Annotated in this window: 13 protein-coding genes and 1 other annotated feature; of the genes, 11 read left to right on the forward strand and 2 right to left on the reverse strand. The window is 38.5% G+C overall.

Annotated features, from left to right (window positions below; all coding sequences use genetic code 11):
* Nucleotides 1–107 precede the first annotated feature (107 nt).
* From recJ to AN161_RS30710, 4 genes are all read left to right on the forward strand, one after another.
* Complete coding sequence (gene recJ, locus AN161_RS20445) at nucleotides 108–2,426, forward strand: single-stranded-DNA-specific exonuclease RecJ (RefSeq protein WP_053596174.1); 2,319 nt, start codon at nucleotides 108–110, stop codon at nucleotides 2,424–2,426.
* A gap of 33 nt (nucleotides 2,427–2,459) precedes the next feature.
* The gene (locus AN161_RS20450) at nucleotides 2,460–2,972 is read left to right on the forward strand and encodes an adenine phosphoribosyltransferase (RefSeq protein WP_053596175.1); all 513 of its coding nucleotides are present in this window, start codon (nucleotides 2,460–2,462) and stop codon (nucleotides 2,970–2,972) included.
* 14 nt (nucleotides 2,973–2,986) lie between these two features.
* Nucleotides 2,987–3,817 (forward strand): hypothetical protein, encoded by an 831-nt coding sequence (locus tag AN161_RS20455; protein WP_053596176.1) that lies wholly within the window; start codon nucleotides 2,987–2,989, stop codon nucleotides 3,815–3,817.
* Between the two features lie 132 nt (nucleotides 3,818–3,949).
* Complete coding sequence (locus AN161_RS30710) at nucleotides 3,950–4,438, forward strand: PhzF family phenazine biosynthesis isomerase (RefSeq protein WP_241774610.1); 489 nt, start codon at nucleotides 3,950–3,952, stop codon at nucleotides 4,436–4,438.
* 761 nt (nucleotides 4,439–5,199) lie between these two features.
* Here AN161_RS30710 and AN161_RS20470 read toward each other — a convergent pair.
* On the reverse strand, nucleotides 5,200–5,646 hold the full coding sequence (locus AN161_RS20470; protein WP_053596178.1) for a MarR family winged helix-turn-helix transcriptional regulator: 447 nt from the start codon (nucleotides 5,644–5,646) through the stop codon (nucleotides 5,200–5,202).
* 234 nt (nucleotides 5,647–5,880) lie between these two features.
* Here AN161_RS20470 and AN161_RS20475 point away from each other — a divergent pair, with 234 nt between their 5' ends.
* The 6 genes from AN161_RS20475 (at nucleotide 5,881) to AN161_RS20500 (ending at nucleotide 13,142) form a co-directional block, all read left to right on the forward strand.
* Nucleotides 5,881–7,137 carry an MFS transporter gene (locus AN161_RS20475; RefSeq protein WP_053596179.1) on the forward strand — a complete coding sequence of 419 codons (1,257 nt, stop codon included), beginning with the start codon at nucleotides 5,881–5,883 and terminating at the stop codon, nucleotides 7,135–7,137.
* A 726-nt stretch (nucleotides 7,138–7,863) separates the two neighbouring features.
* Nucleotides 7,864–8,955, forward strand: coding sequence for a carbohydrate kinase (locus AN161_RS20480; protein ID WP_053596180.1), 1,092 nt, complete (start codon nucleotides 7,864–7,866; stop codon nucleotides 8,953–8,955).
* Nucleotides 8,956–8,959: 4 nt separating this feature from the next.
* Nucleotides 8,960–9,874, forward strand: a complete 915-nt coding sequence (locus AN161_RS20485) for a pseudouridine-5'-phosphate glycosidase (RefSeq protein ID WP_053596181.1) — start codon at nucleotides 8,960–8,962, stop codon at nucleotides 9,872–9,874.
* Between the two features lie 242 nt (nucleotides 9,875–10,116).
* On the forward strand, nucleotides 10,117–12,312 hold the full coding sequence (locus tag AN161_RS20490; protein ID WP_053596182.1) for a bifunctional (p)ppGpp synthetase/guanosine-3',5'-bis(diphosphate) 3'-pyrophosphohydrolase: 2,196 nt from the start codon (nucleotides 10,117–10,119) through the stop codon (nucleotides 12,310–12,312).
* A gap of 101 nt (nucleotides 12,313–12,413) precedes the next feature.
* Nucleotides 12,414–12,854, forward strand: a complete 441-nt coding sequence (dtd, locus tag AN161_RS20495) for a D-aminoacyl-tRNA deacylase (RefSeq protein ID WP_053596183.1) — start codon at nucleotides 12,414–12,416, stop codon at nucleotides 12,852–12,854.
* Between the two features lie 72 nt (nucleotides 12,855–12,926).
* Nucleotides 12,927–13,142, forward strand: a complete 216-nt coding sequence (locus tag AN161_RS20500; protein WP_053596184.1) for a DUF2642 domain-containing protein — start codon at nucleotides 12,927–12,929, stop codon at nucleotides 13,140–13,142.
* 359 nt (nucleotides 13,143–13,501) lie between these two features.
* Here AN161_RS20500 and AN161_RS20505 read toward each other — a convergent pair whose 3' ends face one another.
* Nucleotides 13,502–15,076, reverse strand: a complete 1,575-nt coding sequence (locus AN161_RS20505; protein ID WP_053596185.1) for an N-acetylmuramoyl-L-alanine amidase — start codon at nucleotides 15,074–15,076, stop codon at nucleotides 13,502–13,504.
* Between the two features lie 164 nt (nucleotides 15,077–15,240).
* Nucleotides 15,241–15,482, forward strand: a binding site (T-box leader).
* A 116-nt stretch (nucleotides 15,483–15,598) separates the two neighbouring features.
* Here AN161_RS20505 and hisS point away from each other — a divergent pair.
* The gene (gene hisS / locus AN161_RS20510) at nucleotides 15,599–16,864 is read left to right on the forward strand and encodes a histidine--tRNA ligase (protein ID WP_053596186.1); all 1,266 of its coding nucleotides are present in this window, start codon (nucleotides 15,599–15,601) and stop codon (nucleotides 16,862–16,864) included.
* The last annotated feature ends 429 nt before the right edge of the window (nucleotides 16,865–17,293 follow it).

The following is a 17,293-nucleotide window of genomic DNA, read 5'->3' on the forward strand; positions in this document are numbered from 1 at the left end:
AACTGACGGATTGAATTGACAATCTGATGGATAAAACTATCATTCTGACAAATAGTGCGGATAGGCTAGATTTTCTGTATAATAGCCTACGTAAGGAAGTGAAAAAGATGATCCTATCGAAAAAAAGATGGCAGGTAGAGCACCCAGACGCTAAGTTTGTCCAAACATTACAAAATGACCTACAACTTTCTGCGATTGCAGCGAAAATTTTAGCAGCGCGAGGCTGCGAAACAACTGCTGACGCAGAGAGCTTATTAAATATGACAGAAGCAAATATCCATGACCCGTTTTTAATGCATGGCATGGCAGAAGCTGTGGCGCGTATTGAGCAAGCCCTTGAAAACGGAGAGAAAATGTTAATTTATGGAGATTATGATGCCGATGGTGTCACTAGCACGACGGTCATGCTCAATGTGTTGCTTGATCTCGGTGCCGATGTATCGTTTAAAATACCGAATCGTTTTATTCATGGCTATGGACCCCATGAAGCGCTATTTCGTGAAGCACATGACGAGGGTGTTCAACTAATTATTACAGTTGATAATGGTATTTCAGGTATTGACCCGATCCGTGTCGCGAAGGAACTAGGTATGGATGTTATCGTCACAGATCACCATGAACCAGGCGATGAATTACCACCTGCCGATATTATTTTACATCCTCGTATACCAGAAGGACATTATCCATTTGGCGAACTTGCAGGTGTGGGGGTAGCGTTTAAGTTAGCCCATGCTCTATATGGGAAACTGCCAACGCATCTAATTGAATATGTAGCTGTTGGAACAATAGCCGATTTAGTACCATTAGTTGATGAAAATCGCTACCTAGTAAAACGAGGAATAGAAGAAATGCGCCGTTCACTCAGCCCCTGGGTACAGGCAATGTGTGAAGTAGCCAGTGCAGAGCAAGTAAAAATTAACGAAGAAACAATCGGTTTTTACTTTGGGCCGCGCTTAAATGCAGTTGGTCGACTTGGAGAAGCGGCACCAGGTGTAGAGCTATTAATGGCTGAGGATAATGCTAAGGCAACAGCATTAGCGAAACAGCTTAATACGTGTAATAGTGAGCGCAAAGATATCGTAAAGAGTATTACAGATGAGGCGATTGCTCTTATTGAATCAGATAAAAAAATCGGGGATTCACTCGTTTTAGTTATTGCTGGAGAAGGCTGGAATGCTGGAGTAGTAGGGATTGTCGCGTCTCGTCTTGTTGAACTTTATTATCGCCCAACAATTGTACTTTCACTAGACTATGAAAAAGGAACAGCTAAAGGCTCAGCCCGTAGTATTGAAGGGTTCCATTTATATAACGAATTAGCGAAAAATCGAGATATATTGCCTCATTTTGGTGGGCATCCTATGGCGGCCGGTATGACATTATCCATTGAACATGTTGATGAATTAAGATCCCGCTTAGATGCTCAAGCAAGAGCTTGTTTATCCGAAGAGCAATTGACACCTGTACTCAATATTGATATACCACTAAAAATGGATGAAATTTCAGCTGATGCCATTGAAGAGATTTCCACGCTTGGTCCATATGGTACGGATTTTCCAAAGCCTGTTTATGTGCTTGAAGATGTAGAAATAGCCTCCATGCGAAAAATTGGAGCAGCCGAAAATCATATAAAGATTGAATTGACGGATGGCTATGAAAAATTGGATAGTGTCGGTTTTAATAAAGGACATCTACACGACGAGTTAACATATGGAATAAAAGTATCATTTACAGGAGATTTACAAATTAACGAGTGGCAGGGACGTAAAAAAGCCCAATTTATGATAGAGGATGTTCAAACGACTGAATGGCAATTATTTGATATTCGTGGTATTCGTCAAACTTCACGCTGGTTAAATACGGTCCCGAAAGAGGAGGCGACATTTATCGCCTTCCGTTCAGAGACGATGACCTATTATCAGTCTCTTATTGGTGTGCCGATTCTAGCAGTCGATCCTACGCTTTTGAATGTAGATCAAAGCAATTATATCGTATTATTAGATTTGCCACAAAATGTTCAACTGTTAGAAAATGTATTACAAAAAACAGCACCTTCCCGTATTTATGCACACTTTTACATGCCTGATTCACAGTATTTCAATGGATTGCCTACGCGTGAGCAATTCTCTTGGTATTATAAATTTTTGAAAAATCGACCTGCTTTTCCATTAAATATGCATTTGGCTGAATTAGCGAAGCATACAGGTTGGCCATTAGATGCATTAAAATTTATGACACAGGTGTTTTTTGAGCTTGATTTTGTTAAAATGGAGAGTGGACTGACGACTGTCAACGTGAATGCACCAAAACAAGCACTTACAGAGGCACCGTCTTACAAACAACGTTCAGAACAGATTGAAATGGAGCAAAAGCTTGTATATGCCCCTTATATAGAATTAAAACAATGGTTTGATGAACGATTACATTAATATACGAAAAAGTTTCGTAGGAGGAACAACAACATGGATTTAAAGCAATACGTAACAACGGTTGAAAACTGGCCGAAAGAGGGCATCAGTTTCAAAGATATTACAACAATTATGGATAACGGTCCGGCATACAAATATGCAACAGATCAAATCGTAAATTACGCAAAAGAACTAGGTGCTGAAATTGTGGTAGGTCCTGAGGCTCGTGGCTTCATTATCGGATGCCCGGTTGCTTATGCGCTTGAAATTGGTTTTGCGCCTGTTCGTAAGCCAGGGAAATTACCACGTGAAGTGATAAGTGCTGACTACGGTCTTGAGTATGGTAAAGATACGCTAACAATGCACAAGGATGCGATTAAACCAGGTCAAAAAGTATTAATCTGTGATGACTTACTTGCGACTGGTGGTACAATTGAAGCGACAGTACGTTTAGTTGAACAATTAGGTGGTCAGGTTGTTGGCTGTGCCTTCCTTATCGAGTTAACAGAACTAAACGGTCGTGCAAAAATTGGTGATTTAAACATAAAAACACTTATTCAATATTAATGGATTCTTGCTAAATGGATTGGTTGATTGGAGTGGAGACTGGGCGACTCCTTGGGGCTCATCGGACGCCCCAAGGAAGCTTTGCTCTGTGCGAAAGCGAAGCGACAGCAACAAATGTTTTATCTGTGCGAAAGCGAAGCGACAGCAACAAATGTTTTATCTGTGCGAAAGCGAAGCGACAGCAACAAATGTTTTATCTGTGCGAAAGCGAAGCGACAGCAACAAATGTTTTATCTGTGCGAAAGCGAAGCGACAGCAACAAATGTTTTATCTGTGCGAAAGCGAAGCGACAGCAACAAATGTTTTATCTGTGCGAAAGCGAAGCGACAGCAACAAATGTTTTATCTGTGCGAAAGCGAAGCGACAGCAACAAATGTTTTATCTGTGCGAAAGCGAAGCGACAGCAACAAATGTTTTATCTGTGCGAAAGCGAAGCGACAGCAACAAATGTTTTATCTGTGCGAAAGCGAAGCGACAGCAACAAATGTTTTATCTGTGCGAAAGCGAAGCGACAGCAACAAATGTTTTATCTGTGCGAAAGCGAAGCGACAGCAACAAATGTTTTATCTGTGCGAAAGCGAAGCGACAGCAACAAATGTTTTATCTGTGCGAAAGCGAAGCGACAGCAACAAATGTTTTATCTGTGCGAAAGCGAAGCGACAGCAACAAATGTTTTATCTGTGCGAAAGCGAAGCGACAGCAACAAATGTTTTATCTGTGCGAAAGCGAAGCGACAGCAACAAATGTTTTATCTGCGCGAAAGCGAAGCGTCAGCGGCAAAGCGCCCAGTCGTAACGGAAATCAATCTCTCGTTTTGCCGAAGAGCCATACTTTATTTAATATGACACATTGATTTCATGGGCATAAAGTTCTCAAGAAAAGCGTCACATTTTTGTGGCGCTTTTTTTATGATTTATAAATGAGATGAGAAATTAAAAATAAGCAATAAAGACACTTTAAATGAGGGCGAGTTAGCTTTGTCATATTATGTAATCGATGCTTTTACAGAAACAAAATTTGGCGGTAATCCAGCAGGCGTAGTAATCCATGAGAATTTAGACGAAGAGTTTATGCAGAAATTTGCTGCAGAAGTTCGTTTTTCAGAAACAGCATTTATTAAAAAAATAGACAATAAAAATTTTGAAATAAAGTTTTTTACACCAACTGCACAGGTTGAACTTTGTGGACATGCTACTATTGCATCCTTCACGGCATTATTAGACAGTTGTACTATTGAAGATAATAATACATATTTTATAAAAACATTTGCCGGCACACTTGCTGTTGAAGTGAATCAATCATTTATCATGATGGAGCAAGCTGAACCTCAGTTAGGAAGAGTATTTGATGATTATAATAAGTTGGCTGCCCTTTTTAAAATTGATAAAAACCAAATAGGAGATATAAATTTCAATATAGTGCCGCAAGCTGCAAGTACAGGTCTTTGGGATATACTCTTCCAATAAAAACAAAGGATGCTTTGTATGCTTTAAATCCTGATCTTAAAGCACTTGCTGAATATACAAAAATCAATAAAGTGGGAGGCGTTCGTGCATTTACGCTCGACACAAAAGAAGGAATAGCAGAGAGTAGAAACTTTTGCCACTCTACGGTATTGATGAGTAAGCTGCAACAGGTACTTCAAATGGGGCGTTAACCTATTATCTTTTTCATAACCACATACTAAATGAATTTGATCAAGAGTACTTATTCCTTCAAGGGCATTGTATGGGTAGACCTTCAAACATCATTACAAAATTAATAAATAAAGATAATCCAAGAGTGATGGTAGGAGGGCAAGCAAATATTTTGTCAAAAGGGGAACTATGCTAGGAATGACTTCTCATCATATAATCGAACAGAATAGATTTATAACATCGCTGCGATGGTATATTTGCAATTACTGCCGCGGTTTTTTACATATTTTCACTATAAATTCAAATAACATGGCAGAAGATGTATGCTATGTGGATAAGTTGATTGGAGTGGAGGCTGGGCGACTCCTTGGGGATTAGCGTCACAGATGAGACCCTGGAGCGAGCAACGCGAGTGAAGCGGCTCATCGGACGCCCCCAGGAAAGCGCCCAGCCGGAACGGAAATCAACCCCACATTTTGCCGAAGAGCTATACTTAAATGACACCTTAATATAATTGACATAATCAACAATGCAGAATCCATTTTGATCAATCATTTTCAAAATGGATTCTTTTGTTTAGGTCCGTTTATTTATTCTTCATCATAAGATTTAATTATTTTTTGAATAGTTTTCAATGTTTCATAAAACTCCTCGTATTTCTCTATGCCAATATCATTGATAATTCTTTCTTGGATATCTTGCCAAATTGGAGCAGCCTCGTTTAATTTTTCAACCCCTTTATCAGTTAGTGTAATGATCTTTGTTCGAGCATCTTGCGGATCTCTCATTAAATCTACATAGCCATTTTGCTTTAACAAGTTAATATTGCGTGTAATAGTTGTTTGATCGAGCAGCAATATTGCACCTAGTCGACTTATGGAAACTGATTGTTGATGGGCAATATTTGCTAGCATGGAGTATTGTGTAATTTTTAAGCCAGTGGGCTGAAGTAATTTATCATACAATTGTGTCACGACTCTTGTTTTTTTTCGAAGGTTTGCACATACACATATTTGTGTGTAATCTATATTCTTCATTGCTCCGTACTCCTTTTCGAATTGGTTCAATATTATAGTAGCCTTATTGATTTATTTTGTTAAGCTGGAAAATGTTCCTTGACAGTAATAAAAGCGATTACTAAGATTATATATGTATATACATGTTTTTTAAAGGAATTTACCCCAGTAATATATGCATATACATATATTAAACAGTAATCTTTTTCATTAAAGAGTATTTCAAAAAATCTTTCAAGAAATGAAGGTGTCAAGATGAAGCGTATTCATTATAGCTGGTTTATTTTAGTCGTAACCTTTTTCTCAATTATTGTTGCAGGTATTACAATGTCATCATCAGGGGTTTTTATAGACTCTTTTGAAAAAGAATTTAATTGGGATCGCTCTTTAATTGCATTAGCTTTTGCAGTTAGTTTATTTTTATATGGTTTTTCAGGTCCATTTATGGCGGCATTACTAGAAATAGTCGGTTTAAAGAAAATGATGTTAGGTGCGATGGCTACATTATTAATAGGTATGACGCTAACGCTTTTCATGACTCAATCATGGCAGTTAATCATTATTTGGGGCGGTATTATTGGTTTAGGAGCGAGTCTCTTTTTAACTGTGTTAAGTCCCTATGTAGCCAATCATTGGTTTGTGAAAAGCAGAGGACTGGCAGTAGGGATTTTAACGGCGAGTACAGCGACAGGGCAGTTAATTCTCCTCCCTGTATTGGCAATTATTATTGAACATTCTTCTTGGCGATGGGCGATTGGATTGATTCTCATCTTAAGCATTGTTATGTTCATTGCTATTTTTTTGTTTATCAAAAATAAGCCACAGGATATTGGAATTCTTCCGTATGGAATGGAAGAAGAGCTAGAATTGCATCAAGAGAATCAGAAGAAAAATCCGATTAGAATTGCTTTTAGCGGTTTATTTGAGGCTATAAAGGTGAAAGAATTTTGGTTATTAGCGGGAAGTTTTTTTATTTGTGGACTTTCAACTAGTGGGTTAGTTGGTACTCATTTTGTTTCTTACTGTATTAGCTTTGGAGTTCCTTTAGTAACCGCTGCATCCTTTCTTTCTTTTATGGGAGTGTTTAATCTCGTTGGTACCACTTTATCAGGTTGGTTGTCTGATCGTTTTGATAATCGATGGTTATTGTTTTGGTATTATCTTTTAAGAGGAACGTCTCTTCTTATACTCCCATATGCATTAATGCAAGGATCATTCACTTTATTGACAATCTTTACAATATTTTATGGATTAGATTGGATTGCCACAGTACCCCCAACGATTAGTATTTCTAGACAAATTTTTGGTACAAATAAAAGTAGTATTATTTATGGATGGATTTTCGCATCTCATCAAGCAGGAGCTGCAGTTGCTGCTTATGGTGGAGGCCTTATCTATAAGTTTTTCAATTCATATACTTGGGCCTTTTTCCTTGCAGGGATGTTCTGTGCATTGGCAAGTTTATTTGTCATCATCGTGAAAAAACAAACACCTCATCAAGCCAATATTTGATAATCAAAAATCAATTTAAAAAGTTGAACCGATAATATATATTGAGCTCAACTTCACAGTGTTGTAAACAAAATGGTCAAGGGAATCTGTAAAAATGTTGTGGCGCTTTAAATAGATTGATTTCCGTTCTGGGCTACTTGCTTTCCTGCGGGCGCGATTCTTGACGCTCCCATGAACCTCTGCTCTGTGCGAAAGTGAAGCAACAGCAACAATGTTTTATCTGCGCGAAAGCGAAGCGTCAGCGGCAAAGCGCTCAGTCGGAACGGAAATCAACCCCCTCTTTATGCCGAAAAACCATACTTCATTGAAGCAATGGTTTACCACAAACATGAAGTTGAAGCCAATAACATATCGGCTTCAACTTTTTTGTTCAAAAATATCAAGCGTGTTGATTAGGGAAATATAGGTTTATTATTGAGTGATAAAAGGATTTTTTTATTGATACTTTGCTAATGTATGCCCATTTTAACTGATTGTAGCGAAGGGCTACTCGACTCCCGCGGGAAAGCGAGACAGACGAGACCCTGCACGGAGCGTAGCGGAGGAAGCGGCTCGACGCTCGCCCGCAGGAAAGCGAGTAGCCCGTAGCGGAAATCAGAGCCCTCTAATTAATTAGGATGGATAAAAAATGGTTAATCAACACACCTGCAAAAATATAATAAAAAATTTTTGACTTACACCAAACAAAAGTTTATAATGTAAACAAATATAATAAAAGGTGATGCTATGAATGAAAGAGAACAGGCGATCCTTGCATTAATTCGCCAGAATCCGTTTATGTCTCAGCAAGAGATGGCAGATAAGATGAATCTGTCACGTCCAGTCCTTGCTAATTTAGTGTCGAGCTTAACGAAGCAGGGGAAAATTGTCGGTCGTGCGTATATTTTGCCCGAGGAAAATGAAATTGTTTGTATCGGTGGAGCAAATCTTGACCGAAAACTTCATGTAAAGGGAAACGTCCAGTTCGGTACATCCAATCCTGCTAGTTCTTCATTTAGTGTAGGTGGTGTTGGCCGCAACATTGCTGAAAACTTAGGTAGATTAAATCATCAGGTTACATTACTGACGACTGCCGGCAAAGATGCCGATTGGCAAGTTATCCAAGAAGCTTCAGAGCCATTTATGAATTTACGTTATGTGGAGCAGCTTCCTGATGCTTCGACAGGTTCCTATACTGCGATTATGGATGAGCAGGGAGAACTAGCACTAGCAGTAGCAAATATGGAAGTATATGACCTTTTGTTGCCAAGTTTGCTAAAAAAACATGAGGCAATGCTAATGAATGCAGGCTGCTTTATTATGGACTTAAACTGTCCAAAGGAAACAGTAGCTTACATTCAGCAGGTGGCGATTGCTCGAGAAACTCCATTTGTCATCGTGCCGGTATCTTCACCAAAAATGAATCGACTGCCAGATACGTTGCAAGGTGTAACGTGGTTTATTTGTAACACAGATGAAGCAGAGACAATTGTCGGTCATACAATCGAAGGCTCTGCACATTATGAAAAAGCTTTACAGCAACTTCTTAAATTAGGTGCTGAGCATGTAATTATTACAGCTGGTAGCAAGGGTGTGTATGCAGCTTCAACTACAACGAAGCCAAGTCATTTCTCTGCTAAGACTATAGAAAAAATTGAAGATGTGACAGGTGCAGGAGACGCCTTTGTCAGTGCTGTAATCCATAGCTGGCTTACTGGGCAATCCATTGCAACATGTATTGATGCAGGCTTAACGAATGCCAAAAATACGCTAGCATCTCCATATACAGTAAGACCTGAACTATCAGTTGATTTGTTAAAAAGTGAAATGGAGGAATAACAACATGAAAGAATTCATCGTATTATCAGAAGAAGTAAAAGCAGGACAAGCAAAAGGTTTACCAATCGTAGCATTAGAATCAACAATTATTTCTCACGGAATGCCATATCCACAAAATGTAAAAACAGCACGCGAAGTGGAACAAATTATTCGTGACAATGGTGCAGTACCAGCAACTATTGCATTAATCGATGGTAAAATTAAAATTGGTTTATCAGATGAAGAACTTGAAATGTTCGGTAATGCACAAGGTGTAGCTAAAACATCTCGCCGTGATCTAGGCTATCTTTTAGCAACAAAAAAATTAGGTGCGACAACAGTAGCTGCAACAATGATTTGTGCAGAATTAGCTGGCATTGAAATTTTCGTAACAGGCGGTATCGGTGGTGTACACCGTGGTGCTGAAACAACAATGGACATTTCAGCAGACTTAGAAGAATTGGCACAAACAAATGTAGCTGTCATTTGTGCGGGTGCTAAGTCTATTTTAGATATTGGTTTAACTTTAGAATTTCTTGAAACAAAGGGTGTACCAGTTGTTGGATTTGGTACAGATGAAGTTCCAGCATTCTATACACGTCAAAGCGGTTTTGATGTAAACTTCAAGCTCGATACTCCAGCGGAAGTGGCAGAAATGCTAAGTGCAAAATGGCAATTAGGCTTAAAAGGTGGAGCTGTAATTGCTAATCCAATTCCAGAGTCTGAAGCACTTGAGCACTCATTCATTACAGAAATCATTGAAAAAGCTCTAGTAGAAGCAGGAGAAAACGGTATTCACGGTAAAAACGTGACGCCATTCTTACTTGGCAAAGTTAAAGAATTAACAGAAGGTAAAAGCCTTGATGCCAATATTGCATTAGTAAAAAATAATGCAGTAGTTGGTGCTAAAATTGCTGTAGCTTATAATAAATTAGGCTAAACAATTATATAAAAGCACATATTTTGAGGAATCCACAATTTACAAGAAGAGAGACTCTTTGCGAAATATTACATTCGCAAAGAGTCTTTTTATTCATTTCAGAGAGTATTTTTTCCATTTTTCACATTGTTCACGAGAATAACTAAACAAAATGACACAGTTACTTTACAATAGCCCATAATATTTTATACAATTAAATTTATATCTAATTTGAAAAATTTGACGAGCAAGGTGGACATGTTATGGCGAAAGAGCAAATTTTGACTCCCGAGGACGTTTTTGAGTTAGTCAAATCCTACATGAATGATGAAAATGTCGCATTCGTGAAAAAAGCATATGAATTAGCAAGGGATGCCCATATTGAGCAATTCCGAAGCTCAGGTGAACCGTATATTATTCACCCGGTGCAAGTAGCTGGTATTTTAGCTGAATTACAAATGGATCCTGAAACAGTTGCGGCTGGTTTTTTACATGACGTTGTAGAGGATACAGATTTTACGCGTGACGATTTGGTTCGTGAATTCGGTGAAGAGGTTGCAATGCTTGTAGACGGTGTAACAAAGCTTGGGAAAATTAAATATTTATCTAAAGAAGCGCAACAAGCAGAAAATCATCGAAAAATGTTTGTAGCAATGGCGCAGGATATTCGTGTCATTTTGATTAAACTGGCTGACCGTCTACATAATATGCGCACGTTAAAGCATTTGCCTGCAGAAAAACAACGCCGTATTTCTAAAGAGACGCTTGAAATTTTTGCACCACTTGCGCATCGTCTAGGGATTTCGACTGTAAAATGGGAGCTTGAGGATACAGCACTTCGTTATTTAAATCCACAGCAATATTATCGCATTGTCAGTCTTATGAAGAAAAAACGTGACGAGCGTGAAGCATATTTAGACAATGTTATGGCTGAGATGAAGTCACAGCTTACAGAGGTTGAAATTGAAGCAGATATTTATGGTCGTCCTAAACATATTTACAGTATTTATCGTAAAATGGTATTACAAAAAAAACAATTCAACGAAATTTATGATTTATTAGCCATTCGTGTACTTGTCGATAGTATTAAAGATTGCTATGCCGTGCTTGGAATCGTTCATACTTTATGGAAGCCAATGCCTGGACGTTTTAAAGATTATATTGCGATGCCAAAACAGAACCTATATCAATCACTGCATACAACAGTAATTGGCCCTTATGGTGACCCATTAGAAGTTCAAATTCGTACGAAGGAAATGCATAAAATTGCCGAGTACGGGATTGCAGCGCATTGGGCGTATAAGGAAGGTAAAAAAGTTGATAATGAAAAACAAAATGTCGACCAAAAATTAACGTGGTTCCGAGAAATTTTAGAATTCCAAAATGAGTCTTCAAATGCTGAGGAATTTATGGAATCGTTAAAATTTGATTTATTCTCTGATATGGTCTATGTATTCACGCCTGAAGGAGATGTCATTGAATTGCCAGCAGGCTCTGTACCTATCGACTTTGCATACCGTGTGCATTCAGAAGTTGGAAATCGTACAATTGGCGCGAAAATCAATGGTAAAATGGTACCGCTTGATACACCGTTAAAAACGGGAGATATTATTGAAATTTTAACTTCTAAGCAATCTTTTGGTCCGAGCCGCGATTGGCTAAAAATAGCCCAATCCTCTCAGGCGAAAAATAAAATAAAGCAGTTCTTCAAACGTCATCTTCGTGAGGAAAATATCATCAAAGGTAAAGAGATGATAGAAAAGGAAATCCGTGCACAAGATTTTGACATGAAAGAAACGATGTCAGCGGAAAATTTGAAACGTATTTTCGACAAATTTAACTATACAAACGAAGAAGATTTATATGCCGCTGTCGGTGTGAATGGTATAACAGCACAGCAAGTTGTTAATCGTCTAGCAGAAAAACGTCGCAAAGAGCGTGAACAGGAAGAAGCGCTCGAAAAAATTGAGCAAAAAATGAAAAATCCTATTCCGCAAAAACGTACGGAATCGGGTGTTATCGTAAAAGATATCGACAATATGCTTATTCGACTTTCACGTTGCTGTACACCAGTGCCAGGAGATGAAATTGTAGGCTTCATTACGAAAGGTAGAGGTGTTTCAGTGCACCGTGCAGATTGTCCAAATATTCAAGTTGAGGATGAGCAAGAGCGCTTAATAGAAGTTGAATGGGAACACGGACTTACTCCTGAGAAAAAAGAATACCCTGTCGATATTGAAGTTTCAGCCTTCGACAGACCAGGCATTTTAAATGAAATCATGCAAATTGTTAGCGAAACGAAAACGAATATTTTAGCAGTGAGTGGTCGTGCAGATCGCGAAAAAATGGCAACGATTCATTTAACGATTTCGATTTCAAATATTTCGCATTTGCATAAAGTGGTAGAACGTATTAAACAAACACCTGATATATATTCAGTACAACGTGTTATTAATTAATTGATATTTTTTACTGAATTGATAGTTGGGTAAAGTAACTTTACTGTGTACCAAAATTGAATCTTCTGGTGCATACAATGGCAGAATTGAGGTTTTAAAGAATGAAAGTAGTTTTACAACGTAGTAAAGCAGCCTCTGTTATTGTTGACGGAAAAGTAACGGGAGCTATTGATAGCGGTTATGTTCTTCTGGTAGGCATTACACATGAGGACACACAAGAGGATGTTGAATATTTAGCAAAAAAAGTAGCTAATCTCCGCCTTTGGGAAGATGCTGATGGAAAAATGAATCATTCCATTTTAGAGCGTGGAGGAGCTATTCTATCCGTCTCACAATTTACATTGTATGGGGATGCAAAAAAAGGAAATCGCCCAAGTTTTACAAGTGCGGCAAGACCAGAAGTTGCGAAACCGTTATGGGAGGCTTTTAATAATGCCTTACGTGAACACGGTTTACATGTGGAGACAGGGATATTTGGTGCAATGATGGATGTTGCACTTACAAATGATGGTCCGATTACAATACTTCTTGAGTCAAAATAGTGGTACATTTCCTATAATTCCTTCATACATTAAAAAGTATGGTTAGTTTTGTAGGAAGGAAGTGTATTGAAGATGACGCAGATGGGAAGCATATCAAATCCATATTTATACGAAACTCTTAACATGATGGTTGGTCAGCCAATCGTAGTGCAAACCGAGAAAAATATCCAACAAGGAAAATTAATCTCTGTATTACCTGACGATATCGTTGTAGAGGTTAGCCGTACGCCGTTCTTCATTCGCATGGAGGAAGTTTTATGGGTTACATTGGCAACAAACAAAAAATAAGCGCATAAGGACCTTCATACTCATATACTATGAGTTGGAGGTCTTTTTTGTTTTAACTTATTTCAGCAGTAAGAAGCATTCGCCTATTTATCGATAGAAATTTACCTACACCAAATTAATGAGACCAACGCAATGATTACACTAAGAATAATCATAGTATAAAAGGTTTCTTGGGAATATTTGTAGAAGCATAATCTATAATAAAATAAAAGAAATTGCGTTAGTTAAGAAAAGAGCAGTAGAAAGGAGGGCATAATATGAAAGAAATCATATTAAAACCGCAAATTTGGCTGATAATAGTAAAAAAGCTGCAAGGGAAGCACAATTCTACTTTCCTTAGCAGCTTTTTTAGTGAAAAATTATTGGTTTTCGTTAAAGTAATTTAGAATGCCTTGATAGATGCCGAGAGAAGCTTGTTCTCGGAATTTAGCGGTTGTAATAAAACGTTCCTCACTGGCATTACTTAAGAAGCCTAGCTCAATGAGGACAGCTTTTTGACGATTTTCTCGTAGAACTAAATAATTACCTTGTTGAGTACCACGATCCTTTAAATCGATTTTACTTGAAAGTCCGGCATTTATTGCCTCTGCAAGGCCCTGTTGATTATTGTTCATATAATATGATGTGAAGCCATTTATGGAGCTATCATCCGTTGCATCATAATGAATACTGATAAAAGCATCTGCTTCATACTGGTGCGCAATTGATACACGTTTACGGAGTGCTACATACTCATCTGATTCTCTTGTCATGATAACATTTGCACCAGCTGCACTCAGCTTTGAAGCAAGGAGAGATGCTGTTTTCAAAGTAATTTCCTTCTCATTTGTTCCACGTTGTCCGGTAGTGCCGTGATCATTACCACCGTGCCCAGCATCTACGACTATAGTTAGTCCATTTAAAGTGCCTTTCTTGCGCGGTTTGGGTTTTTCCTCTTTTGTTGCAGTAGCAGCTTTGCTTGACGAAGTAGTAGTAACAACCCAGTTCGCCACAAATGCAGTTTTATCATCTACTTGTATTTCATAAAAGTCATCTTTAGCACCTACAATAGGGTAGGTTTCACCAGCATCTACACGTTCAACAACATCAGCAGCTGTTGTTGCATCTGTCCGAAGGTTTGTCCCATTGTAAATGATTGTGACAGATTCAAGCTCTGACGAAGAAGAAGATTTTGATGTCGTTTTTTTATTTGAAAAAGTACCATAAAAGCTATACACCCAACCTGCTTTTTTATCGTTATATTGAATTTGTACCCAGTTATGCTCCTGAGCCAGTACTTTATAGGCTTGTCCTTTTGAAACAGTACCTATTTTTTTAGCATTTAAGTCTGGATCTTTACGAACATTAAGTGTATCCACTAAAACTGTAAATGTTGTATCTTTGTTGACATTCTTTGTAGATACTTCGACTTTAGGTTCATCAGCTTCAGCCTTTTTTTCAGGTAGGTCATTGATTGTAACATAGTCCGTGGATACCCAACCAACTAGTCCATTCCAATCTATTTTCGCCCATTCGCCATTTTTTTCAATAAGATTTGCTTGGTTGCCTGTTGATAATTGTCCAAGAACTGCTGAAGAAATATCAGGCTCAGTACGGATATTTAGACGATCGACCTGTGAAATCAACGTTTGATCAATCGTTTGTTTAGCGTTAGTTGGAGCTGTAAGCCAGGATGCTACCCAACCTTCATAATTACCTGTTTTTACTTGAATCCAGTCACCCTCACGATTAATAGAGGTTAACGGATCACCCTCTTCTAATGTTGTTATGATTGGATAAGACAGTCCAGGTCCCTCACGTAAATGAAGAATCGTTCCAGTTACTTTTAGATCACTGGTGTCGGCTAGTGCACTTTGAATATTGCTCTTACTCGGAATCGCAATTGTTAACACTAGTGCGAAGATGACTATAATATGTAAAAATTTTGCCCTCATCAGATTCCTCCTATTCCTTGTGCTATTTTACCATGCTTTAGTAATAGAATTCGTGGGAAAAAGGTAATGGAATTTGTTATTTTAACGACTGTATTGTAAAAAAAACAAAAACAGTTGACATTGCCTTTCGTTGTGACTAACATAAAGGGTAATCAAAAAATGATTAACCGCTTATGACCAAGCAAGTAGCGTGTACCTCTATTGGAAAAGAGAGGGAAAGACCTAGGCTGCAATCTTTCCTACAAAAATGTATTACGTGAACAACACTTGAGAGGCTTTTTTCTGAAAAGTAATGCTTAGTAGGAAAAAACGGAATCGGCCGTTATCCGATTAGGAGGAGGACGCATGTATTTGATGCGTCAACTAGGGTGGAACCGCGGAAGCTTATACAGCTCTCGTCCCTTGCAATATGCAAGGTGGCGAGGGCTTTTTTATTGGACAAATTTGAGGGGAACGTTGCTCAGCATGAGAGAAGTCCAGAGGTAAGCTTGCTCATAAGCAATCTATAAGGGAGGTATTTATATGAATTTTAAAGTGCCGCGAGGGACACAAGATATTTTGCCTGGTCAATCTGAAAAATGGCAAAAGGTTGAAGCGATTATCCGTGATATCTGTCATGTCTATCGCTACAATGAAATTCGTACACCAATTTTTGAGCAAACAGATTTATTTGCGCGTGGTGTCGGTGAAACAACAGATGTTGTTCAAAAGGAAATGTATACATTTGAAGATCGCGGTGGCCGTTCGTTAACATTGCGTCCGGAGAATACAGCTGGTGTAGTTCGTGCTTATGTTGAACATAAAATGTTTGGTGCACCTGATCAACCAGTAAAGCTCTCATATTTAGGACCAATGTTCCGTTATGAACGTCAACAAGCAGGCCGCTATCGTCAATTTGTTCAATTCGGTGTAGAAGCAATTGGCTCAGCTGACCCAGCTATTGATGCTGAAGTAATAGCACTAGCAATGGATGTTTATGAATCATCAGGTTTAAAAGATTTAAAATTAGTCATCAATTCACTTGGCGACAAAGAAACACGTGAAACACACCGTACAGCCCTGCTACAACACTTTGAACCACATATCCATGAGTTTTGTTCAGATTGTCAAAACCGTTTGCAAAAAAATCCACTGCGTATTTTGGACTGTAAAGCAGACCGTGAGCACCCATTAATGAAATCTGCTCCTGCGTTAACTGATTTCCTAACAGAGGAGTCAGCAGCCTATTTCGCTCAAGTTAAAACGTATTTAGATACACTTGGTATTACGTATGAGGTCGACCCAAATCTTGTGAGAGGTCTTGATTATTACAACCATACGACTTTTGAAATTATGTCAACGGCTTCTGGCTTTGGCGCAATTACTACACTCTGTGGTGGAGGTCGCTATAATGGTCTTGTTCAAGAAATTGGTGGACCAGAAGTACCTGGTATCGGTTTTGCATTAAGTATTGAACGTTTGTTGCTTGCACTTGAAGCTGAGGGTGTTGAATTAGATACCGCATCAGGACTCGATGTCTATATGATTGCTATGGGCGATGAAGCAAAGCAAAAGACGGTAGAATTAACAAGTACCTTCCGTGCAAAGGGCATTTCTACGGAGATGGATTATTTAGATCGTAAAATGAAAGCTCAGATGAAATCCGCAGACCGTTTAGGTGCAAAATATACGATCGTTTTAGGTGAAACAGAGCTTGAAGAGCAAGCAGCTACTGTTAAACATATGGAATCAGGTGAACAACAAAAAGTCATGTTCTCAGAATTAGTGAACTATCTATTAAAACAATAAACGAACACAAGCTGTTAAAACATAAATCGTTTATGCCAATACAGGATTTTCTGTCTAAATGATCCAAATATCTATGTCATTTTGGACAGATAATTCACCTTAACAATGAACGGATATCTAATTTTCCTTGGCATCAATTCGCTACTTAGTAGGAAATGTATGCTACATAAGTGAAATAAATGGTCCATCACCAAAAGTTAGGGATGACATTTTGTAAAAACGTATGTCATGTGGATAAGTTGATTGGAGTGAAGACTGGGCGACTCCTTGGGAATTAGCGTCACAGATGAGACCCTGGGGCGAACCAGCAAGGGAACGAAGGTTAAGACATCACGTCCTGTGATAACGCCTTCGTGACCAACATCCTTTTGGCCCAAGCGGCTCATCGGACGCTCCCAGTCGGAACGTAAATCAACCCTAAATTATGGT

Origin of the sequence: Lysinibacillus sp. FJAT-14222 (genome assembly GCF_001278875.1) — a bacterium.
In the GTDB taxonomy this organism is placed as follows: domain Bacteria; phylum Bacillota; class Bacilli; order Bacillales_A; family Planococcaceae; genus Lysinibacillus; species Lysinibacillus agricola.